General features: G+C 73.2%; 10 protein-coding genes. All 10 read left to right on the forward strand.

Annotated elements, in window-relative coordinates; translation table 11 throughout:
* Nucleotides 1-101: 101 nt before the first annotated feature.
* The 10 genes from sbnA to ACIOHC_RS12475 all read left to right on the forward strand — a co-directional run bounded on the left by sbnA (nucleotide 102) and on the right by ACIOHC_RS12475 (nucleotide 23,707).
* Complete coding sequence (gene sbnA, locus ACIOHC_RS12430) at nucleotides 102-1,085, forward strand: 2,3-diaminopropionate biosynthesis protein SbnA (protein ID WP_351075200.1); 984 nt, start codon at nucleotides 102-104, stop codon at nucleotides 1,083-1,085.
* A gap of 5 nt (nucleotides 1,086-1,090) precedes the next feature.
* On the forward strand, nucleotides 1,091-2,449 hold the full coding sequence (locus ACIOHC_RS12435) for a condensation domain-containing protein (protein ID WP_401842671.1): 1,359 nt from the start codon (nucleotides 1,091-1,093) through the stop codon (nucleotides 2,447-2,449).
* Complete coding sequence (locus ACIOHC_RS12440) at nucleotides 2,446-3,252, forward strand: FkbM family methyltransferase (protein ID WP_351075196.1); 807 nt, start codon at nucleotides 2,446-2,448, stop codon at nucleotides 3,250-3,252. Before ACIOHC_RS12435 ends, ACIOHC_RS12440 begins: the two co-directional genes overlap by 4 nt.
* Before the next feature lie 285 nt (nucleotides 3,253-3,537).
* Entirely contained in the window at nucleotides 3,538-4,536 is a 999-nt protein-coding gene (gene sbnB / locus ACIOHC_RS12445; RefSeq protein ID WP_389636959.1) for a 2,3-diaminopropionate biosynthesis protein SbnB, read from the forward strand.
* Nucleotides 4,537-4,595: 59 nt separating this feature from the next.
* A complete protein-coding gene (locus ACIOHC_RS12450) occupies nucleotides 4,596-4,814 on the forward strand; it encodes an MbtH family NRPS accessory protein (protein ID WP_351075194.1) in 219 nt (72 codons plus the stop codon).
* A 41-nt stretch (nucleotides 4,815-4,855) separates the two neighbouring features.
* The gene (locus ACIOHC_RS12455; RefSeq protein WP_401842673.1) at nucleotides 4,856-9,874 is read left to right on the forward strand and encodes an amino acid adenylation domain-containing protein; all 5,019 of its coding nucleotides are present in this window, start codon (nucleotides 4,856-4,858) and stop codon (nucleotides 9,872-9,874) included.
* Nucleotides 9,871-20,724: an amino acid adenylation domain-containing protein gene (locus ACIOHC_RS12460; RefSeq protein ID WP_401842674.1), complete on the forward strand. Its 10,854-nt coding sequence runs from the start codon at nucleotides 9,871-9,873 to the stop codon at nucleotides 20,722-20,724. The genes ACIOHC_RS12455 and ACIOHC_RS12460 overlap by 4 nt, the downstream gene beginning before the upstream one ends.
* Nucleotides 20,725-20,764: 40 nt before the next feature.
* Nucleotides 20,765-21,688 (forward strand): ornithine carbamoyltransferase, encoded by a 924-nt coding sequence (locus ACIOHC_RS12465; RefSeq protein ID WP_401842675.1) that lies wholly within the window; start codon nucleotides 20,765-20,767, stop codon nucleotides 21,686-21,688.
* Nucleotides 21,685-22,953 carry an MFS transporter gene (locus tag ACIOHC_RS12470; RefSeq protein WP_351075187.1) on the forward strand — a complete coding sequence of 423 codons (1,269 nt, stop codon included), beginning with the start codon at nucleotides 21,685-21,687 and terminating at the stop codon, nucleotides 22,951-22,953. The genes ACIOHC_RS12465 and ACIOHC_RS12470 overlap by 4 nt, the downstream gene beginning before the upstream one ends.
* 7 nt (nucleotides 22,954-22,960) lie before the next feature.
* Nucleotides 22,961-23,707, forward strand: coding sequence for a thioesterase II family protein (locus ACIOHC_RS12475; RefSeq protein ID WP_401842676.1), 747 nt, complete (start codon nucleotides 22,961-22,963; stop codon nucleotides 23,705-23,707).
* Nucleotide 23,708 lies beyond the last annotated feature (1 nt).

The raw sequence follows: 23,708 nt of genomic DNA on the forward strand, positions 1-23,708 counted from the left end.
GGATCCGTCAGACACGACCTGGTCCGGCGGACCGGGGCCGGACAGGGCCCCGGTCGCGCCCAAGTACGCGCTTCGCAGTGACTATCCGGGAAGGGGCAGCCATGCCCGACATACCGTTCCCAGGCATTCTGTCGACCGTGGGGAACACCCCACTCGTGGAATTGGAAAAACTGCTGCCGGATTTCGGCTCCCGGGTCTTCGGGAAGGTCGAGCGCTTCAATCCGGGCGGCAGCATCAAGGACCGCTCAGCCCTCGGCATGCTGCGCGAGGCCATCCGCAGCGGCGAGGTGGAGCCCGGCCGTTCGGTGATCGTCGAGTCCAGCTCGGGCAACCTGGCCGTCGGACTCGCGCAGATCTGCCGCTACTACGGACTGCGCTTCGTCTGCGTCGTCGACGCGAAGACCACCGAGCAGAACCTCGCGATCCTGCGCGCCTTCAGCGCCGAGGTGGAGGTCGTCACCGAACGCGACGAGCTGACCGGGGAGTACCTGCCCGTGCGGCTGCGCCGGGTACGCGAACTGGTGGCCTCCATCGACGGGGCGTACTGGCCCAACCAGTACGCGAGCCTGCTCAACCCCAAGGCACACGAGACCACCATGCGCGAGATCGAGGAAGCTCTCGACGGCAAGGTCGACTACCTCTTCTGCTCGGTCTCCACCTTCGGCACCCTGCGCGGCTGCCGCGACCACATCAGGGCCCGGGGCCTGGACACCACGATCGTCGCGGTGGACGCCCAGGGCAGCGCGATCTTCGGCCTGGAGTCGACCCAGCGCCTCATCCCCGGGCACGGCGCCTCGGTGGTACCGCCCCTGATGGACGCGTCGGCGGCCGATGAGGTGGTGCACATATCCGATCTGGAGTGCGTGGTCGCCTGCCGTCGTCTCATCGCCCGCGAGGCCGTCCTCGCGGGCGGATCGTCGGGCGCCACCGTCGCCGCACTGTGGAAGTTCAAGGACCGCGTCCCCCGGGGTTCCCACTGCGTGCTGGTCTTCCCCGACGGCGGCGACCGCTACCTCGACACCATCTATTCCGACAACTGGGTGAGCCGGAACTTCGGCGACGTGGCACACCTGTGGAAGGACTGACCTGCATGTCCACCGGGCTCATCTCCACCGGCCAGGAAGGACTCTGGCTCGCCCATCAACTCGACCCGGACAGCTCCGCGTACAACGTGGTTCTCGCGGTGCGGCTGCGCGACCCGGTCCGTGCCGACGTCCTCCAGGACGCGCTCACCGCGCTCGTGCTCCGGCACGAACTGCTGCGCTCCCGCTTCCCCGGTACGGACGCGGGGCCGACACGGGTGACCGATCCCGCCGACTCCGTACGGCTCGACGTGCGCGACGTGCCGGGAGCGGACGAGGAGGAGTTGTTCCGGCTGGCCCGGCGAGCGGCCGAGGAGCCCTTCCGCCTCGCCGACGAGGGCGCCTTCCGGGCGGTGCTGCTGCGCGGGGCGCCCGACGACGCCGTGCTCGTCACCGTCACGCACCACATCGTCAGCGACGCCACCTCGCAGTGGCTGCTCGTCAGGGACCTGTTCGCCGAGTACGGCGCACGCACCGGTCAAGGCGGCGTGGCCCGGCCCCCGGCCCCCACCGGCTGGGACCAACACGTCCGCGCGGAACGCGAATTCATCGCCTCACCGCGCGGCGAGCGGTCGGCGGCGCACTGGCGCGACCTGTGCCGGGGGCTGCCCGCGGCGGCTCTGCCCACCGACCGGCCGCGCCCGGAACAGCCCACCCTCAACGGAGCCACCGCTGAACTCACCCTGCCCGCGATCACCAGCCGCCGGCTGCGCGAGGCCGCCGCCGAACGCGCGCTGACGCCGTTCGCCTGGCTGCTGGGCACCTTCCAGTCCGCGTTGCACCGCTGCGGCGCGGGGGACGCCTTCCTGGTCGGCTGCCCGGTCACCACCCGGTTCACGCCCGCGACCCGCGAAGCCGTCGGCTACTACGTCAACTCCCTTCCGGTGGCCGGCCGGTTCGTGCCCGCCACCACGTTCCTGGAGACCTTCGAGGCGGCGCAGCGTCAGCTGCGCACCGGCATCGCGCACGCCCGCCACCCGGTGGAGCTCCTGCCGGGCGGCGCCGATCGCGGTCCGCTCTTCCGGATCGTCTGCACCCTCATCGCCGTGGACCGGCTGCCGATCCCCGGGCTCTACGAGGACCGGGTGCGCCTCGGCGGGCTGCGGGCCGAACTGTGCGACGTGCCGCAGCAGGAGGGCCAGCTCGACCTCGCCGTCGAAGTCCTTCAGAACAGCGCGGAGTTCAGGGCTGTTCTGCGCTACAACACCGATCTGTTCGACCGGGAGACCGTCGAGCGGTTCCGCGACACCTGGCGGCGGCTGATCGACGTGTCCCTCGACACGCCCGCGGCCCGCGTCACCGATGTCGGACTCGTCGCGGTCGACGACCTGGCGCGTCTGATCGCCCTCGGGGCAGGTGCGCCATGACGGGGGACACGGTCCAGGCCGGTCCGGACGAGCAGCTTCGGCTGCGGCTTCCCGCAGGACCCGCCGTCTGGTGCACCAACGGGCCCGCCGCCGTGGCGATGTGGCGCGAGATGCAGCCGCCCGGCGCCTACCACCGGGTGGCGCACAGGCTGCCGGCCGCCGCCACCGTCCTGGACATCGGCGCGAACATCGGGCTCATGGCGGTGCACTGCGCCCGCGTCCGGCCCGACGTCCGCGTCGTCGCGGCCGAGCCGGCCCCCGACCTGCACGCCTGTCTGGTCCGCAATCTCGCCGAGCACGCGGCCCCCGGCTGGCAGGCGGAGTGCGCGGCCGTCGCGGACCGCCCCGGCGAGCTGCGCTTCACTTACTACCCGCAGGCGCCGGGCAACTCCGGCGTCTACGCCGACCGGCGTGCCGACGACGAGATAACCCTGGCGTACCTGCGCAACAGCGGTGTCGACGCCGAGGACGCCGAGGAACTGGTGGAAGGGCTCCACGAAGGCGTCGAGTTCACGGTCCCCGCGCTCACCGTCTCCGAGCTGATCCGCCGCCACGGCGTCGCCCGGGTCGACCTGCTGAAGGTGGACGTGGAACGCGCCGAGATGGATGTGCTGCGGGGCGTCGAGGACGAGCACTGGCCCCTGATCGGCGCGGTCGTCGCCGAGGTCCACGACGAGGACGAGCGCCTCGCCCGCTTCACGGCCCTGCTGCGCTCCCGGGGCTTCACCGTCACGGCCCGCCAGGACCCGCTGCTCAAGGGGACGGGACTGTACGACGTGGAAGCGGAGCGGCACGGGTTCTGAGCCGGCACGGGGCCCGAACGGCGTCGGATGCCGAACGGGGCGGTTCGGGACGGCGCCGTGCACCGAGGGCGGCGCCGGCCGTGCACCGAGGGCGGCGCTGGCCGTGCACCGAGGGCGGCCCGTGCACCGAGGACGGCTCGTGGCCCGAGAACGGTCCGTGCCCCGGCGGGGAGGCATGCCGCCGGGGCACGGGCCGTCCGTATAGGCCGTATATAGCGACCTCTCGCACCATCTCCGCATCACCAGGCTTTGCCTCCCCCGTCAGCCCCGCAGGAAGGGAACCCCATGCTGATTCTCCGGCGCGCCGATGTGGCGGACGTCCTGGCCGACCGCGAGGCGGAGATCATCGAGCTCGTCGGCGAGACCTACCGGCTGCACGACGAAGGGCTCACGTCCCTGCCGCACTCGACGTTCCTGCGCTTCCCCGAGGAGCGGCACGGCCGGGACCGGATCATCGGCCTGCCGGCCTACCGGGGCGGCGGCCGGCCCGTCGCCGGGATGAAGTGGATCGCCTCGTTCCCCGGCAACGTGGAGGCGGGCACCGAGCGGGCCAGTGCGGCCATCGTGCTCAACTCGCTGGACGACGGCCGCCCGACGGCGTTCGTCGAGGGCGCGGTGATCTCCGCGAAGCGCACCGCCGCGAGTGCGGCTCTCGCCGCCCGGGAGCTGACCGCGGGAAACGCCCCGGACTCCGTGCTGCTGATCGGCTGCGGCGTGATCAACCTGGAGGTCCTGCGTTTCCTGGCCGCGGCCCTGCCGGGGCTGCGCGAGGCCGCCCTGTACGACACCGATCCGGCGCGCGCCGCGGCGTTCGCGCAGCGGTGTGCCGAGGCGGCCCCGAAGGTCACGACGTCCGTGGTGACCGACCTGACCGAGTCGCTCGGGGCGCACCGGCTCATCTCGCTCGCCACGACCGCCGCGGCCCCGCACATGGACCTGGCGGCCTGCGGCCCCGACACCACCGTGCTGCACGTCTCGCTGCGGGACCTGACGGCCGACACGGTCCTCGGCGCGGTCAACGTCGTCGACGACGCCGACCACGTCTGCCGTGAACGCACCTCCCTCGACCTGGCCCAACAGGCCGTGGGGAACCGCGACTTCGTGGCCGCGCCGATCGGGGCGCTGCTGCGCGGCACGGCCACGCTGCGCCGCGAGCCGCACCGCCCCGTCGTGTTCTCGCCGTTCGGCCTGGGCGTGCTCGACATGGCGCTCGCGGAGTACGTGCGCGAGCGGGCCGAGGAGCGCGGCCTCGGCGTCCGCGTCGAGGACTTCCTGCCCGCCTGATCCCACGGACCCCGACCGGATCCCGTACCCACCACCCCATCCACACCGAGGAGTCAGTCATGACCGCAGAGCAGTCCGAAGGCCCCGTCCAGCGCGTGGTGTTCAACGACGAGGAGCAGTACTCGCTGTGGCCCGCCGGGCGCGAGCTGCCCGCCGGCTGGCACGCCGAGGGCACGGAGGGCACCCGTGAGGAGTGCCTGGCCAGGATCAACGAGGTGTGGACGGACATGCGGCCGCTGAGCCTGCGCCGCCGCATGCACGAGTCCTCCGCGGCCTGAGCCCGTTCGCCCGCCCACCCGGATCTGTGACAGGAGTTACCGTGAACGCCGAACTGCTTTCGGAACGCTTCGCCGAGCAGGCGTTCCGTACCCCGCACGCGGTCGCCGTCGTCGACGGCGACCGGGCGGTGACGTACGAGGAGCTGGACCACGCGTCGCTGCGCATGGCCCACCACCTGCGGGATCTGGGTGCCGGGCCCGAGACGCTGATCGGCGTCGGCCTGCCGCGCGGCGTCGATCTGGTCGTGGCGCTGCTCGGGGCGTGGCGCGTCGGTGCGGGCTACGTCCCGCTCGACCCGGCACAGCCGCCCGCGCGGCTGTCCGGCCTGGTCCGCGAGAGCGGGGCACACCTGGTGCTGGCGGGGCCCGAGCTGGCGGACGCGGTGCGCGACGCCGGGGCCCGGCGCGTGGGACCCGAGGAGGTCCCGGCCGGCGATGCGCCCGACGGGCCGCCGCTCGCCGCCGCACACCCCGACAACGTCGCGTACGCCGTCTTCACCTCCGGTTCGACCGGAAAGCCGAAGGCCGTCGTCATCACCCACGCGGGCATCGCCCACCGGGTCGGCTGGACCGTGGACCGGCACCGGCTGGGGGCCGACGACCGCGTCCTCCAGAAGACCACCATCGGCTTCGACGCCGCGGCCTGGGAGATCTTCGCGCCGCTCGTCAGCGGCGGCACCGTGGTACTCGCCCCGGCCGGTGCCGAGCGCGATCCGGCCGGACTCCTGCGCACGGTCGCGGTAACCGGTGTCACGGTGCTCCAGGTCGTGCCGTCCGTGCTGCGCCTCCTCGTCGAGGAGGGCGACTGGAACGGCTGCGGCTCGCTGCGGTTGCTCTTCTCGGCCGGTGAGGCCCTGCACGCCGAGCTCGTCGCCCGGGTACGCGAACGGGCCGGCACCGAGCTGGAGGTGTGGAACACCTACGGGCCGACCGAGTGCTCCATCGACGTCACCGCCCAGCGGGTCGCCGCGGACATCACCACGGGGCCCGTGCCCATCGGACGTCCGCTGCCCGGCATGCGGGTCATGGTCCTGGACGCCAACGGCGCGCCCGTACCGGTGGGCGTGCCCGGTGAGCTGTGCGCCGGGGGCACGGGAGTGGCCCGCGGCTACGCGGGACGCCCCGATCTGACCGCCGAACGCTTCGTGCCCGACCCGTACGCCCCCGAGCCCGGCGGGCGGTTGTACCGCACCGGCGACCAGGTGCGCTGGCGTGCCGACGGCACCCTGGAGTACCTGGGCCGGCTGGACCACCAGGTCAAGGTCAACGGGGTGCGGATCGAGCCCGGCGAGGTCGAGGCGGCCCTCGCGGCGCACCCGGCGGTCACCGGCGCCGTCGTGACGCCGTACACGGTCGACGGCGGCAAGCGGCTCGCCGCGCACCTCACCGTCGGCGCCCCCGTCGGCGCGGCCGAGCTGCGCGGGTTCCTCGCCGAGCGGCTCCCCGACAGCCATGTCCCCGCCTTCCTCCACACCCTCGACGCCTTCCCGCTCATGGCGAACGGCAAGGTCGACCGGGCGCAGCTGCCGACGCCGGACGAGATCCTCGCCGCGGAGCAGCCGGTGTACACCGCGCCGCGCGACGCGGCCGAGGAACTGGTCGCCGGGGTGTGGGCGGAGCTGCTGGGCCTGGAGCGGGTGGGCGCGCACGACGACTTCTTCGCCCTGGGCGGCACCTCGCTGCAACTGACGCGCCTGGCCGCCCGGCTGCGGGCCGCCTCCGGCGAGAAGGTGTCGCTGCGCGGCCTGTTCGCGGCCACCACGGTCGAGGCGCAGGCCGGGCTGATCGGCTCGGCACCGCGGACGCGGACCGAGGAGCCCGGCATCGTGGCCGTGCCGCGCGACGGCGAGCTGCCGCTGTCGTCGGGCCAGCGCCGCCTGTGGTTCCTGGACCGGATGCACCCCGGCAGCCCCGAGTGGGTCGCCCCGCTCTTCCTGCGGTTGCCGGCCGGTCTCGACGCGACGACGGTCCGGCGTGCCCTGGACGCTCTCGCCGCGCGGCACGAGCCGCTGCGGACCCGGTACGCCGACAGCGACGGGGAGCCGCGCCAGATCATCGACGCCCCGGACGGCACGAGCGTGGAGCTGCGCGTCGAGTCCACCACCCGGGCCCACCTGCCGGCCCTGTTCGGCGAGCAGTTCCGGCGAGGTTTCGACCTGGCACGGGGTCCGCTGTGGCGGGCGCTGCTCGCCCGGGTCGACGGCCACGGCGACATCCTGCTCCTGACCATGCACCACATCACCTGCGACGGATGGTCGACGGTGATCCTGGAGCGCGAACTGCGCGTCCTGTGCGAGGCGTTCGCCGCGGGCGAGGCGCCACGGCTGCCCGCGCCGGCCCTCCAGTACGCGGACTACGGCGCCTGGCAGCACGCCCGGCTCACCGACGAGGTGATCGACAGGGAGCTGGCCCACTGGCGGGCCGCGCTCGACGGGATCGCCCCGCTCGACCTGCCCACCGACCGGCCGCGCCCGGCGGTGCGCGACCCGCACGGCGCGGTCGTACCGTTCCGGATTCCCGGCGAACTGGCCGAGAAACTGGGCGAATTGGGCAGGGCGCATGGTGCTACACCGTTCATGACGCTCCTCACCGCGTACGCCACGCTGGTGGCCCGCTACAGCGGCCAGTGGGACGTCCCGGTCGGCACCCCGGTGGCCGGCCGCACCCGGCCCGAGACCGACGGCATGGTCGGCTTCTTCCTCAACTCCCTCGTCGTGCGCTGCGGACTGCGGCCGGGGATGAGCTTCGTCCAGGCACTCGGCCGGGTCAGGGACACCGCCCGCGCGGCCTTCGTCCACCAGGAGCTGCCCTTCGAACGGCTCGTCGACGAGCTGCAGCCCGAACGCGACCTGTCCCGCACACCGCTCTACCAGGTGGCCTTCGACCTGCACAGCGAGGGTGTGACCAGCGTCGTCACGCATGACGCGGACCTCGCGGCGTTCACCGAGGCCTGGCAGGTGGCCAAGACCGACCTGTCGCTGTTCATGCGGCAGACCCCCGAGGGCGGCCTCGACGGCGTCCTGGAGTACGCCACGTCACTGTTCGAGCGGGCCACGGCCGAGCGGATGGCCGGCCACTTCCTGAGCCTGCTGGACACGGTGGCACACGACCCCGGCACCGTGCTGGGGGAGGTGCCGCTGCTGTCGCCGGACGAGCGCCGGCGGATCCTCGTGGACTGGAACGACACGGCGTACGGCACCGACGAACGCTCCGTACTCGAACGGTTCGAGGAGCAGGTCCGCACAGCGCCGGAGCACACCGCACTGACGTATGGCGCGCAGACGCTCACGTACGGGGAGCTCGACGCCCGCGCCAACCGCCTCGCCCACCATCTGCGCACCCTGGGCGTGGGCGCCGAGTCACGCGTCGCGGTGCTGCTCGACCGGGGGCCCGACCTCGTGGCGGCGCTGCTCGCGGTGTGGAAGGCGGGCGGCGCGTACGTGCCGGTCGATCCGTCCCACCCGGCCGGACGCGTCGCCGAGATGTGCGCGACGGCGCGCGTGCGCACGGCGGTGACCGTCGCCGGGTACGCGAGCCGCTTCCCCTCGCGCGGGCCGCGCCTGCTGTGCCTGGACACCGACGCCGGGGCCGTCGCCGAGCGGCCCTCGGCGGTACCGGCCCGCACCAGGGACCTGGACCGGCTGGCGTACGTCGTCTTCACCTCGGGCTCCACCGGCACGCCCAAGGGGGTCGAGGTGCATCACCGGGGCCTCGCGAACCACATCGACTGGGCGGCCCGGGAGCTGGCCGGGGGTGACTGCGGCGGCGGCGCCCTGTTCTCCTCCGTCGCCTTCGACCTGGTCGTCCCCAACCTCTGGGCGCCGCTGGTCACCGGGCAGCGGCTGTTCCTGCTGCCGCAGGACACCGACCTCTCGGAGCTCGGCAAACGCCTCGCGGAGGCCGAACCGTTCAGCTTCCTGAAGCTGACGCCAGGACACCTCGACATCCTTGCGACCCAGCTGACCGCGACCCAGGCGGGAGCGCTCACCCCGGTCCTCGTCGTGGCGGGCGAGGCGTTCACCCGCGCCGGCCTGGAGCGCTGGCGCGAACTCGCCCCGGACATGAGGATCCTCAACGAGTACGGGCCCACGGAGGCCTCGGTCGGCGCGACCGTCCACCCGGTACCGCCGGACGGCGAGACCCCCGACACCGACGTGCTGCCGATCGGGCGTCCGCTGCCGAACACGACGGTGTACGTCCTGGACGCGGCGTCGGCCCCGGTGCCGGTCGGGGTGGCGGGTGAGCTGTACGTCGGTGGTACGGGTGTGGCGCGTGGCTACGCGGGACGCCCGGACCTGACGGCGGAGCGCTTCGTGCCCGATCCGTACGCGAAGGAGCCGGGTGCCCGCCTCTACCGCACGGGCGACCTGGCGCGCCGACTCCCCGACGGCACCGTCGAGTTCCTGGGCCGCGCCGACGACCAGGTCAAGATCCGGGGTCACCGCGTCGAACTCGGTGAGATCCGGGCCGTGCTCGCCGCCCACGACGCCGTGCGCGACGCCGTCGTCACCGTGCACCGGGCCGAGGGCGCCGAACCCCGCCTCGCCGCGTACGTGGTGCCCACGGACACGGACGCACCGCTGCCGGACCTCGCCCCGCACTGCGCCGAGCGGCTGCCCGACTACATGGTCCCGGCGACGTACACCGCCCTCGACGTGATTCCCGTCAACGCCAACGGCAAGGTCGACCGACGCGCCCTGCCCGACCCCGGACGGCCCGAGCAGGACGGCGGACACGTCGCCCCGAGCGGCCCCGTCGAGGAGCGAATCGCCGGGATCTGGACCGAGCTGCTCGGCATCCAGGCCGGCGCGCACGACAACTTCTTCCACGTGGGCGGCAATTCGATCCTCGCGATCCGGTTGATCTCGGAGATCCAGCGCGCGTTCGACATCGACTTCACCGTCCGCGCGGTCTTCGAGGGCCCGACCGTCCGGCGGCTCGCCGAAGTGGTCGAGGAGCACGTCACGGCACAGATAGCAGTGCTGACCGACGACGACCTCCGCGCGGCGGTCGAGGACACGGACAACGCACCGCAGACATCCAAGGAGCACCAGGCATGAGCACCGGGGAAATGGAGAGGCCCGCTGTCCCGGGCGTCGACGCCGAAGCACTCCGCGCCGAGCTGCTGCGCCGCCGCCTCGGGGGCCGTCGCACCACCGCCCGCCGCACCGGGATCCCGCGGGCCGACCGGGGGGAGCCGCTGCCGCTCTCGTACGGGCAGCAGCAGATGTGGTTCCTCGGCCGCCTCGAACCCGACAGCCCCGAATACCTCGTGCCGCTGGTGCTGAGGCTGCGCGGCGACCTCGACACCGAGGCTCTCGGACGGGCCTGGCAGACGGTGCTCGACCGGCACGAGATCCTGCGCACCCGCTACGAACTGCGGGGCGAGGAACCCGTCCAGGTGATCGACCGGCCGCGGGAGTTCCCGATCGTCGTCACCGACGCGGCCGACGAGGACGCGGCCCGCGCCCTGATCGAGGCCGACCTGGCCGAACCGTTCGACCTCGCCGGCGGCTGGCCGGTGCGGGCCCGGCTGATCCGGCTCACCGCCGACGAGCACGTCCTGGCGGTCGTCCTCCACCACATCGCCTGCGACGCCTGGTCGACCGGCGTCCTCGGACAGGAACTGAGCGAGCTGTACCGGGGAGACGTGCCCGCGCCGCTCGCCGTGCAGTACGCCGACTACGCGGCCTGGCAGCGCGGTGAGCTGACCGGCGACGTGGTGGGACACCACCTGGACTACTGGCGCGGGCAGCTGGCCGGCCTGGCCCCGCTCGAACTGCCCACCGACCGGCCCCGCCCCGCCGTGCGGGACGGCGCGGGCAGCGCCGTCGCGTTCGAAGTGCCCGGCCCGCTCGCCGCCCGGCTGCGCGACCTGGCCGCCCGGCACGACGCCACTGTGTTCATGCTGTTCCTCGCCGCCTACCAGTCGCTGCTCGCCCGCTGGAGCGGCCGCACGGACATCGCCGTCGGTACGGTCGTCTCCGGCCGGGGCAGGCCCGAACTGCAGCAGCTCATCGGCTACGGCATCAACAGCCTGGTGCTGCGCGCGGACGTCGGCGGCGACCCCGCCTTCACCGAGCTGCTCGCCCGCACCCGCGCCACCGTCCTCGACGCCTACGACCACCAGGACGTGGCCTTCACCCAGGTCGTCGACGCGCTCGGCCCCGAGCGCGACCTGTCGCGCACGCCGCTGTTCCAGGTGGCGTTCACGATGCACGGCGACCGCGGCTCGTCCTTCACGTTCCCCGGTGTCGAGACCTCCCCGTTCGAGGGTTCGGGCCGGGTCGCCAAGTTCGACCTCGACCTGCAGGTCCGGGAGGGCGCGGAAGGCTCGCTCGGCGGCCACCTGGAGTACGCGACCGCCCTCTTCGACCGGGCGACCGTGCAGCGCTTCGCCGGTCATCTGCTGCGACTGCTGGAGGGGATCGCCGCCACGCCGGACGCGGCACTGTCCTCGTACGACATCTTCGACGCACGGGAGCGGACCGTACTGCTCGGCACCCCGGCGAGGACGCGGCCCGTGACACGGCGTGTGCACGAGGTCTTCGAGGAGCAGGCGGCCCGCACCCCGCACCGCGTCGCCGTGACCTTCGAGGGCACCGACCTGACGTACGAACAGCTCAACGCCCGCGCCAACCGCATCGCGCACGCCCTGATCGCACGGGGCGCCGGCCCGGAGGTCCTGGTCGGCCTGAGCCTGGAGCGCGACATCGAGCTGCTGCCCGCGCTGCTCGGCATCCTCAAGTCCGGGGCCGGATACCTGCCCCTCGACCCGGCCAATCCCGCCGACCGCCTGGCCTACATCCGTCAGGACGCCCAGGCCCCCGTCGTCGTCACCACAGCGGCGCACGCCGGGCCGTTCGACGTGGACCTGCTGCTCCTGGACACCGACGCCGAACTGATCGAGGCCCAGCCGGACACGGACCCGGCCGTGCCGGGCAGCCCCGACAACCTCGTCTACACGATCTACACCTCGGGCTCGACGGGCCGCCCCAAGGGCGTCGCGCTCACCCACCGCAATGTCGTACGTCTCCTGGAGCGCGGCCACGAGCACTACGCGTTCACCGAGACCGACGTATGGCCGCTGTTCCACAGCTATGCCTTCGACGTGTCGGTGTGGGAGATGTGGGGCGCGCTGCTGCACGGCGGCCGGCTCGTCGTGGTTCCGCACGCCGTCACCCGTTCCCCCGACGAGTTCCTCGACCTGCTGAAGCGCGAGCAGGTCACGGTGCTCAACCAGACGCCGTCCGCGTTCCGCTCGCTGGTGGGCACGGACACCGAACTCCCGCTGCGGGCAGTGGTGTTCGCGGGGGAGAAGCTGGAGGTCTCCGAACTGCGTCCGTGGACCGACCGGTTCGGCCTGGAACGCACCGCCCTGGTCAACATGTACGGGATCACCGAGACGACGGTCCACACCACCTACCACCGGCTCACCGGGCGCGACCTGGACCCGCGGGCCGGCAACCCCGTCGGACATCCGCTGACCGACCTGGACGTGTACCTCCTGGACGCCCAGGGCGCCCTGGTGCCGATCGGCGTGCCGGGGGAGATCCACGTCGGCGGGCCCGGCGTGGCCCGAGGCTACCTGGGCCGGCCCGCGCTGACCGCCGAGCGCTTCGTGCCCGACCCCTACGGGCCCGCTGGCGCCCGCCTCTACCGCAGCGGTGACCTGGCCCGGCGGCTGCCCGACGGCAGCCTGGAGTTCCTCGGCCGCATCGACGGCCAGGTCAAGATCCGCGGCTTCCGCATCGAGCTCGGTGAGATCGAGACGGCCCTTGCCGCGCACCCCGCCGTGCGCGACGCCGTCGTCCTCGCCCGTGAGGACACCCCCGGCGACAAGCGCCTCGTCGCCTACGCGACCCCGGCCGCGGACGCGGCCCCCACCCCGGCGGAGCTGCGCACGCACCTGTCCGGGGTACTGCCCGAGTACATGGTCCCCGCGGCCTTCGTCGCCCTGGACCGGCTGCCGCTGACCACCAACGGCAAGCTCGACAAGCGGGCCCTGCCCGAACCGGGACGGGACGCGCTCGGCGCCGGGGGGCACGTCGCGTTCCGCACCGTCGCCGAGGAGCGCATCGCGCAGGTGTGGGCCGAGGTCCTCGGGCTCGACCGGGTCGGCGTCGAGGACGGCTTCTTCGAGCTGGGCGGACACTCCCTGCGCGCCGTGACGCTCGTGGGCCGGCTGCGCGCCATCGGCTACGACCTCGCGGTGCGCGACGTCTTCGAGCACCGCACCGTCGCCCGCGTCGCCGAACTCGTCACCGGCCGCCCGGCACCCGCCGAGGCCGGTCGCACCGTCGAGCCGTTCGCACTGGTGACCGCCGAGGACAGGGCGCTGCTGCCCGAGGGGCTCGTGGACGCCTATCCGCTCTCCCAGGTGCAGCTCGGCATGGTCGTAGAGATGCTGACGGACGACGGCAAGCACCCTTACCACAACGTGACGTCCTTCCGGATCCGTGACGAGCGGCCCTTCTCCCTCGACGCGCTGCGCGCCGCCGCGGCCGCGGTCGTCGCCCGGCACGAGGCGCTGCGCACCTCCGTCGCCCTCACCGGCTGCTCCGTGCCGCTGCAGCTGGTCCACGAAGCGGCCGAGATGCCGGTCGGCGCCCGCGACCTGTCGCAGCTGACCGAGGACGAACTCCAGGCGTCCCTGCGGGAGTTCACCCTCAAGGAGCGCGGCGAGCTGTTCGACCTGGCCGCGCCGCCGCTGCTGCGCCTGTACGCGCACGTGGCGGGCGACGGCAGCTGGTGGATCACGCACACCGAGTGCCACGCGATCCTCGACGGCTGGAGCCACCACTCCCTCCTGATGGAGGTTCTCGACGACTACGGCCGCCTGGTCGACGGCGAGGAGCCGGCCGCACCGGAGCGCCCCGCCGTCCGGTTCGCCGACTTCGTCCGTGCCGAGCTGGACGTCCTCGACTCAGCGGAGTCGCGCGGGTACTGGCAGTCGGTCGTCGACGGCCACGCCAGGCTCACCGTGCCCGCGCCCTGGCGCGGCGACCCCGCCGACGAGGGGGCCCCCTACCGGGTTCCGGTGCCCTTCCACGACCTGGAGGACCGCCTGCGCGCGCTGGCCTCGAAGTCGGGCGCCTCCCTCAAGAGCGTGCTGCACGCAGCCCACCTGAAGACGCTCAGCATGCTCACCGAGGAGGAGCGCTTCTTCACCGGACTGGTGTGCAACGCGCGCCCCGAGGTGCTCGGCGCGGACCGCGTCTACGGCATGCACCTCAACACGCTGCCGTTCGCGCACGACCGCACGGCCGCCACCTGGCGCGACCTGGTCGCCGCGGTGTTCGCCCGCGAGATCGAACTGTGGCCGCACCGGGCCTTCCCGATGCCGGTCATCCAGCGGGAGCTCGCCGACGGCGAGCGGCTGATCGACATGCGTTTCAGCTATCACGACTTCGACCAGGTCGACCGCGAGCAGGTCGACTACCTGGCGAGCATCGACGACAGCCCCACGGAGTTCCCGCTGGGTGTCTCCGCACGCGTCGGCCACCTCGTCCTGACGGCGTCGCCGCGCGCGCTCAGCCGGTCGGGCACGGACCGTCTCGCGGCCATGCTGCGTCAGGTCCTGGAGGCGATGGCCGCGGATCCGGAGGGCGACGCGCAGGCGTCGTTCCTGCCGCAGGGCGAACGGGAGCGCCAGCTCGTCGAGTGGAACGACACGGCGTACGAGGCGGAGACGGCCACGGTGCTCCGGCGTTTCGAGGAGCAGGCGGCCCGCACCCCGGACGCCGCGGCCGTCACCCTGGACGGGCGGAGCCTGTCGTACGCCGAGCTCGACGCACGGGCCAACCGGCTGGCACACCATCTGCGCGGGCGCGGCGTCGGCGTCGAGTCCCGGGTCCTGGTCCGGCTCGACCGCGGCCCCGACCTGCTCGCCGCCCTGCTCGCGGTGTGGAAGGCCGGCGGCGCCTATGTCCCCGTCGACCCGACCCACCCGGACGAGCGCGTGGCCGTGATGCGCGAGGCGGCCGGTGCCACGGTGGTTCTCACGGAACTCCCCGAACAGGCCCTGAGCTCCCTGCCGTCCACGGCGCCGGAGCGCGTGGACGATCTGGACGCTCTGGCGTATGTCGTCTTCACCTCCGGTTCGACGGGGGTGCCCAAGGGTGTGGAGGTGCATCACCGGGGTCTGGTCAATCATGTGGCGTGGGCGGCGCGGGAGCTGGCCTCCCGTGGTACGGGGGGTGCTCCGCTGTTCTCCTCGGTCGCGTTCGACCTGGTCGTGCCCAATCTGTGGGCACCGCTGATCACCGGCCAGGCGGTGCACGCGGTCGGCGGCGACGTCGACATGGCCGACCTGGGGGAGCGTCTCGTCGCCTCGGGGCCGTACAGCTTCATCAAGCTCACCCCGGGCCACCTGGACGTGCTCGCCGGGCAGCTCACGGCGGAGCAGGCGTCCGCGCTCGCCCCGGTCCTGGTCGTGGCCGGCGAGGCGTTCACGCGCGGCACGCTGGAACGCTGGCGCGCGCTCGCCCCGCACACGGAACTGATCAACGAGTACGGGCCGACCGAGGCGTCGGTGGGGTCGACGGTGTTCCCGGTGACCGGACCGGTGGGCCGGGAGGTGGTGCCGATCGGGCGTCCGTTGCCGAACACGACGGTGTACGTGCTGGACGCGGCGCTGGCTCCGGTGCCGGTCGGGGTGGCGGGTGAGCTGTATGTCGGTGGTACGGGTGTGGCGCGTGGGTACGCGGGGCGTCCGGATCTGACGGCGGAGCGTTTTGTGCCGGATCCGTATGCGCAGCGGCCCGGTGCCCGGCTGTATCGCACGGGTGACCTGGTGCGTCAACTCAGCGACGGAAACGTGGAGTTCCTCGGACGGCTCGACGACCAGGTCAAGATCCGCGGCTACCGGATCGAGCTCGGTGAGATCCGGGCCGTGCTCGCCGCCCACGACGCCGTGCACGACGCCCACGTGACGAGCGCCGACGGCGAACTGGTGGCGTACTACGCACCCGCGACGGCCACCGCCGACGGGATCCGCGCCCACCTGGCCGGGCTCCTGCCCGACTACATGGTCCCCGCGGCCCTGATCCCCCTGGACGCCCTGCCGCTGAACGCCAACGGCAAGGTCGACCGCAGGGCGCTGCCCGCGCCCGACCCCGCCGGTGCGGTGGACGACGGCTACGTGGCGCCGCGCACCGGGACGGAGGAGCGCGTCGCCGCGGTCTGGGCCGAGGTCCTCGGCCTCGAACGGGTCGGCGTCCAGGACGAGTTCTTCGCCATCGGCGGCCACTCGATCCGTGCCGTCGCCCTCGTCGGGGCGCTGCGCGCCGCCGGGTTCGACATCGGGGTGCGCGACGTGTTCGAGTTCCGCACCGTCGCCGCGCTCAGCGAGCACCTCACCGGTCGGCCGGCGCCCACCGAGGCCGAAGCCCCCGTCGAACGGTTCGCGCTGGTGTCCGCCGAGGACCGGGCGCTGCTGCCCGAGGACGCCGTGGACGCGTATCCGCTGACCCAGGTGCAGCTCGGCATGGTCCTGGAGATGCTCGCGGACGACACCAAGCACGCGTACCACAACGTGTCGTCGTTCCGGATCACCGAGGACGTGCCGTTCTCGCCCGACGCGCTGCGCGCCGCGGCCCGCGCCGTCGTCGCCCGGCACGAGCTGCTGCGCACCTCCTTCCACCTCGACACCTGGTCCCAGCCGCTTCAGGTGGTGCACGCCGAGGCGGACATCCCCGTCGCCGTGCACGATCTGAGCGGGTTCGACGGGACGGGACTGCGGGACGCCGTGGCGGAGTTCATCTCCCGGGAGCGGGCCGACCTCTTCGACCTGGAACGGGCGCCGCTGCTGCGGATGACCGCGCACGTCGAGGGACCCGGTGCCTGGCGGCTCGGCCTCACCGTGTGCCACGCGATCACCGAGGGCTGGAGCCACCGCGCGCTGTTGATGGAACTGCTCGACGACTACCGGCGCGTCCGCGACGGCGGCGCCCCTTCCGACGTGCCCGCGCCTGCGGTCCGCTACGCGGACTTCGTGGCCGCCGAACAGCGCTCCCTCCGGTCCGGCGACGACCGTGCGCACTGGGCCGGAGTCACCGGCGGCCATGCGCGCTTCACCCTGCCGACGGCCTGGGCGGGCGACCGCTCGGCACCGCGCGAGACCTTCCGGGTCGCGGTGCGGCTGGCCCCGTTCGAGCAGGGGCTGCGCGCCGTGGCCGCACGGGCCCGGGCCTCCCTGAAGAGCGTGCTGCTCGCCGCGCACCTGAAGGTCCTGAGCATGCTCACCGAGGAGACCCGCTTCCACTCCGGGCTGGTCTTCAGCGCCCGCCCCGAGGCGCCGGGGGCCGAGCGCGTGTACGGCATGTACCTCAACACCCTGCCGTTCGCCTTCGACGCCGACCGCGAACGCAGCTGGGAGGGACTGGTCCGTGACGTCTTCGCCCACGAGGCGGGGATGTGGGAGCACCGGCGCTACCCGATGCCGGCGATCCAGCGCGACGCCGGGGTGGAGCGCCTGCTCGACGTCCGGTTCAGCTATCAGGACTTCGATCACGTGGACACCGAGCGGGTGGATGTCGGCGACAGCTCGGGGGAGGGCGCCACGGAGTTCGGCCTGGCCGTGTCCGCGGTCTCCGGCCACCTCCTGATGACGACGCACACCCACGCCCTGTCCCGTCACCACGCCGACCGGCTCACCGCCCTGTACGAGGGCGTCCTCACCGCCATGACGCGGGACCCCGCGGGCGACGCCCGGATCGTCCCGCTGCCCGCGGACGAGCTCCGGCGCCAGCTCGTCGAGTGGAACGACACGGCGTACGAGGCGGAGAGGGCCACGGTGCTCCGGCGTTTCGAGGAGCAGGCGGCCCGCACCCCGGACGCCCCGGCCGTCACCCTGGACGGGCGGACCCTGTCGTACGGCGAACTCGACGCGTACGCCAACCGCCTGGCCCACGCGCTGCGTTCGCGCGGCGTGGGCGCGGAGTCGAGGGTCGCCGTCCAGCTGGACCGGGGACCCGCCCTGGTGGCGGCGCTGCTCGCGGTGTGGAAGGCGGGCGGCGCGTATGTGCCGGTCGACCCGTCGTACCCGGCCGAGCGGGTCGCGGCGATCGTGCGTACCTCGGGGGCCGGGACGGCCGTCACGTCCGATGCGTACGAGGACCGCTTCGGCGCCGCGGCCCGGGTACTGCTCATCGGCGGCGACGTCGGCTCCCTGCCGTCCACGGCGCCGGAGCGCGTGGACGATCTGGACGCTCTGGCGTATGTCGTCTTCACCTCCGGTTCGACGGGGGTGCCCAAGGGTGTGGAGGTGCATCACCGGGGTCTGGTCAATCATGTGGCGTGGGCGGCGCGGGAGCTGGCCTCCCGTGGTACGGGGGGTGCTCCGCTGTTCTCCTCGGTCGCGTTCGACCTGGTCGTGCCCAATCTGTGGGCACCGCTGATCACCGGCCAGCGCGTCCTCGCCGTGTCCCAGGACACCGAACCGGGCGACCTGGGGCGGCAGTTGCTGGTCGGAGCCCCGTACAGCTTCATCAAGCTCACCCCCGGCCATCTGGAGCTGCTGGCCGCACAACTCACCACCGAACAGGCGCAGGAGCTGGCCGAGGTCACGGTGGTGGCGGGCGAGGCGCTGCCCGGCGCGGTCGCCGACCGTTCCCTGGACATCCTGGGGCCCGGCCGGCTGATCAATGAGTACGGGCCGACCGAGGCGTCGGTGGGGTCGACGGTGTTCCCGGTTACCGGACCGGTGGGCCGGGAGGTGGTGCCGATCGGGCGTCCGTTGCCGAACACGACGGTGTACGTGCTGGACGCGGCGCTGGCTCCGGTGCCGGTCGGGGTGGCGGGTGAGCTGTATGTCGGTGGTACGGGTGTGGCGCGTGGGTACGCGGGGCGTCCGGATCTGACGGCGGAGCGGTTTGTGCCGGATCCGTATGCGCAGCGGCCCGGTGCCCGGCTGTATCGCACGGGTGATCTGGTGCGTCAACTGCCGGACGGGAACGTGGAGTTCCTCGGACGGCTCGACGACCAGGTCAAGATCCGGGGCTATCGTGTCGAGCTCGGTGAGATCCGGGCGGTGCTCGCCGCCCACGACGCCGTGCGCGACGTCCATGTGACGGTGCACGAGCCGGTGCCCGGCGACCGGCGTACGGTCGCCTACTGGACGCCTGCTCCGCACACCGCCGCACCGGAACCCCAGGCACTGACCGAGCACTGCGCGCTGCGCCTGCCGGACTACATGGTGCCGTCGGCCTTCGTCGCCCTGGACGCCCTGCCGCTGAACGCCAACGGCAAGGTCGACCGCAAGGCGCTGCCGGTACCCGACCGCGGCGCGCTGCGCACCGGTACGGAACACGTGCCGCCGCGCACTTCGACGGAGAAGACCCTGGCCGCCATCTGGTCCGACGTCCTGGGCGTCGAAGAGATAGGTGTCCACGACCGCTTCTTCGACCTCGGCGGCCATTCCCTGCTGATGATCAAGGTCCTGGCCGCGGCCCGCGAGGCGGGTCTGACGGTCTCCGTCTACCGCATGTATCAGCACGACACCCTGATCGACCTGGCCGCGGCGGTGGACGAGGACGCGGCGGGATCCCCGACGGGCGACACCGCACCGGCCGGCTCCCCGGCCGAGTCGCCGGTGGCCGCCTCCCCGGCGAAGGACGACTCCCCGGCGGCCGGTGGCGCCGCCACCGTGGAGGTGCCCGCGGAACTCCTCGCCGCGCTGCTCGCGCAGGCGTCCGAAGGCGGACACGCGGACCACGACGCCGTCGCACGGGCCGCCGCGCTGCTCGGTCCGGCGCCCGAGGACGGGGACACCGACCCGCTCGCCGCGCGGCTCACCGACGTCATGGCCGAGCACCACGTGCCCGGCGTCGCCCTCGCGGTCATCCGCGACGGCGCACTCGCCGAACTGCGGACCCACGGGGTCCTCACGGCCGGGGGCGACGGACCGGTGACCCGGCGGACGCTCTTCCAGGTCGGCTCCGTCAGCAAGCACCTCACCGCGTTCGCGGTACTGCGCGTCGTCGACCAGGGCCTGATCGACCTCGACGCGGACATCGACACGTATCTGCGCTCCTGGCACCTGGACGACGACCCGGCCGCGCCGGGACCCGTCACGGTGCGCGCGCTGCTCGGGCACCGGGCCGGCCTCGCCCGGCACCGCAGCGTCGGATTCCGGCCCGGCGAGCAACTGCCCACCCTGCTCAACCTGTTGGAGGGAAGCGGCCCGGTCGGCACCCCGCGCGTGCGGCGCGAGCTGACACCGGGCGGGACCTTCCGCAAGAGCAGCACGCACTACTGGGTGCTGCAGCAGGTGCTGGAGGACGTCACGGGGGAGCCCTTCGAAGCCCTGATGCGCCGGCTGGTCCTGGACCCGCTCGGCCTTGCCGACAGCAGCTTCGACCAGGACCACCCGCGCACCTGTGGTCTCCCGGTGGCGCTCGGCCACGACGCGCACGGCACCCCTCTCAGGGGCGGCTGGCGCAACCGCGCCCACCTCGCCGCCGCGGGTCTGTGGGCCACCGCGGGCGACATCGCCGGGTTCGCACTCGCCGTCCGGGACTCCCTGCTCGGCGCACCGGGCGCGCTCCTTCCCCAGGCCCTGGCGCGGGAGCTGCTCGCGGGGGAGGCCGGCACGTTCTACGGGCTCGGCACCATCGTCGACGACACCGGCGACGACCTGGAGTTCGGCCACGGCGGCGAGCCGTCGGGCTACTGGAACATGGCGATCAGCCGGATGCACGGCGGGACGGGGTTCGTCGCCCTCACCAACGCCGACTCGGGCAAGGCGGTCGTCAAGCACCTCACCGCCGAACTCACCGCCCACGACGCCCGGTTCGGCAGCGGCAGGCTCGCCTCCGGCTGGCGCGACGCCTCCGGCACGGGCGAACTCCCCGCGGTCCTGGCCCCGGTCGTCACCGACGAGGACCGCGCGTCGCGGAACGACGCGTGACGACATGTCATCCACATCTTCGGCACCTCAGGAGGACACCGTGGCCCACGTACGGCATCTGATCTCCATCGACGACCTCACCGACACCGACCTGCACGCCCTCGTCGCCCGCGGCGCCGCCTTCTCGGCGGGCGGCGCGGGCCGCCCCGCCCCGCTCACCGGGGCCGTCGTCGGCGTCTACTTCAGCAAGACCTCCACCCGTACCCGTACCGCCTTCTCCAGCGGCGCACTGCGGCTCGGCGGGCAGATCGTCTCGTACGGGCCCGGAGACCTGCAGCTCAACACGGGCGAGACGAGCGAGGACACCGGACGCGTCATGTCCCGGATGCTCGATGTGCTGGTCGCCCGTACCGCGGGCGACCCCGCCGAGATGCGGGCCTGGGCGGCGCAGGACCGGATGGCGGTCGTCAACGCCATGAGCGCGGAGGAGCACCCCACCCAGGCGCTCACCGATCTCACCACCCTGTACAGGCGGTTCGGCCGCATCGAGGGACTGCGCGTCCTGTACGTGGGCGAGGGCAACAACACCGCCTCGGCGCTCGCGCTCGCCCTGACCCGCTTCCCCGGCGCCACGCTCGAACTGCGCACCCCGCCCGGCTACGGCCTCGCCCCGTACTACCGCGAGCGCGCCGCCGAGCAGGCGGCCCGCTACGGGGCCACGTTCCGGGAGCGGCACGACATGGACGAACCGCCCGCCGACCAGGACGTCGTCTACACGACGCGCTGGCAGACCACCGGCTCCAGCAAGCCCGACGCCGACTGGCGGGACGTCTTCGCGCCGTTCCAGGTGACCGCGGCCCTGTGGGACACCAGCCCCAAGGCGGTCTTCATGCACGACCTGCCCGCGCACCGCGGCGACGAGGTCACCGCCGAGGTGCTCGACGGCCCCGCGAGCATCGCCTTCGCGCAGGCCGAGAACAAGATGCACAGCGCGATGGCGGTCCTGGAGTGGTGCAGGACATGACGCTCGTGGACGGTGCGGCGCAGGGGGCCGGAGCACCGGCCGGGCCGTTGCGCCGCAACCGGGAGTTCCTGCTGCTGTGGTCGGGGGCGAGCATGTCGTTCCTGGCCGCGCGGGTCACCACCGTCGCGTATCCGCTGATCGTGCTCTGGCACACCGGCTCGCCGCTCGCCATGTCCGCGGTGACCACGGCGGCCCTGCTGCCCCTGCTCCTGGTGCAGTTGCCCGCCGGGGCTCTCGTGGACCGCTGGGACCGGCGTCGGGTGATGCTGGTCTGCGAGGCGGGCCGGGTGCTGGTGGTCGGCGGCGTGGCGCTGTCGCTCGCCGCCGGCCGCGTCTTCGTGGTGCACCTGGCGGCGGCCGCGTTCGCGGAGGCGTCGCTGTCGGTCTTCTACCGGCTCGCGGAGCGCGGCGCGGTACGCAATCTGGTGCACCCGGACCACCTGCCCGCCGCGCTCGCGCAGAACGAGGCACGCGGGCGCGCGGCAGGGCTGCTCGGCCAGCCGGGCGGAGTGCTGCTGCACTCGCTGGGCCGCTCGTTCCCCTTCGGGTTCGGGGTGCTCGGCTATCTCGCCTCGCTGCTCTCGCTGCTGTTCATCCGCAAGGACTTCCAGACGGAGGAGACCGGCCGGCGGGACGGCTCCCGGCTGACCGGTGAGGTCGCCGAAGGGATGAGGTGGCTGTGGCGTCAGCGGTTCCTGCGCTCCGCGCTCGGCTACGTGGCCGGCACCAACGTCCTGTTCCAGATGCTGGCGCTCGCCCTGATCGTGCGGGTCAAGGAGTCGGGGCTGTCGTCCTCGGCCCTCGCGGTGATCGTGGGCATCGGCGGCGTCGGCGGACTGTGCGGCGCGCTGGCCGGCGGCAGGGTGCGGCGCCGGATGCGCCAGCGCACCCTGCTGATCGGCGGAGCCGTCGCCTGGGCGCTGCTCATCGGCGCCATGGCCCTGACCGCGCACCCGGTGCTGCTCGGCGCCCTGTACGCGGGGACGGGATTCGTCGGCGCCGTGTTCAACGTGGCCGCCGCCGTCTACCAGGTGAGCATCACACCCGACGCGTTCCAGGGCCGGGTCGCCGCCACGGCGACCCTCATCGGCTCGGGCACCAACGCGCTCGGGTCCTTCGCGGGCGGCCTGCTGCTCGCGGCGTGGGGCGCACTGCCCACCGTCCGCGTGATCGCCGCGGCCATGGCCGTGCTGGCCCTGCTCGCCGTACTGGCACCGGACTTGAAGCGAGAGGTGACACATGAACCGGCCAAGGGGAGCGAGTGAGCGGACGGTGCGCGACGAGCCGTGGCTACGGCGCCACCCGGCCTTGTCCGGGCGGCCGCGGCTGCGCCTCGTCTGCTTCCCGCACGCGGGCGGCAACGCGCAGCTCTTCCACGGCTGGCCGGCGCGCCTGCCGTTCGACGTGGAGCTGCTCGCGGTGCGCTACCCGGGCCGCCAGGAGCGGCTGAGCGAACCCTGTGTGGAGTCCATGGCCGCGCTCACCGACGCCGTCGACGCCGCCCTGCTGCCCGAACTCGACGTACCCCTCGCGCTGTTCGGGCACAGCATGGGCGCATCCGTGGCGTACGAGACGGCCCTGCGGCTGGAACGCCGGCACGGCGTCGTACCGCGTCGCCTCCTGGTGTCGGCCCGTTCCGCACCGCACCGTGCCCGCCCCACCGGACTGCATCTGCGCGGAGACGACGACCTGGTCGCCGGGGTGCGCAGGCTCGGCGACCTGGGCTCTCAGGCGTACGACATCCCGGAGCTGCGCGAACTGCTGCTGCCCGCGCTCCGCGCCGACTACCGGCTCATCGAGGAGTACCGGCCCGCGTCGCCACCGCCAAGGGTGTCGGCGCCGGTCACCGCGTACCTCGGCCGCGACGACCCGGGCTGCTCCCGCGAGAACGTCCTCGCCTGGTCCGAGCTCACCTCGGCCGGGGACTTCGCCCTGCGCACCTACCCGGGCGACCACTTCTACCTCGCTCCCCGCGAGGCCGAACTGGTCGCCGACATCACCAAGGATCTGGAGGCATGAA

The sequence above is a fragment of the Streptomyces sp. NPDC088252 genome, from assembly GCF_044740965.1.
Lineage (GTDB): Bacteria > Actinomycetota > Actinomycetes > Streptomycetales > Streptomycetaceae > Streptomyces.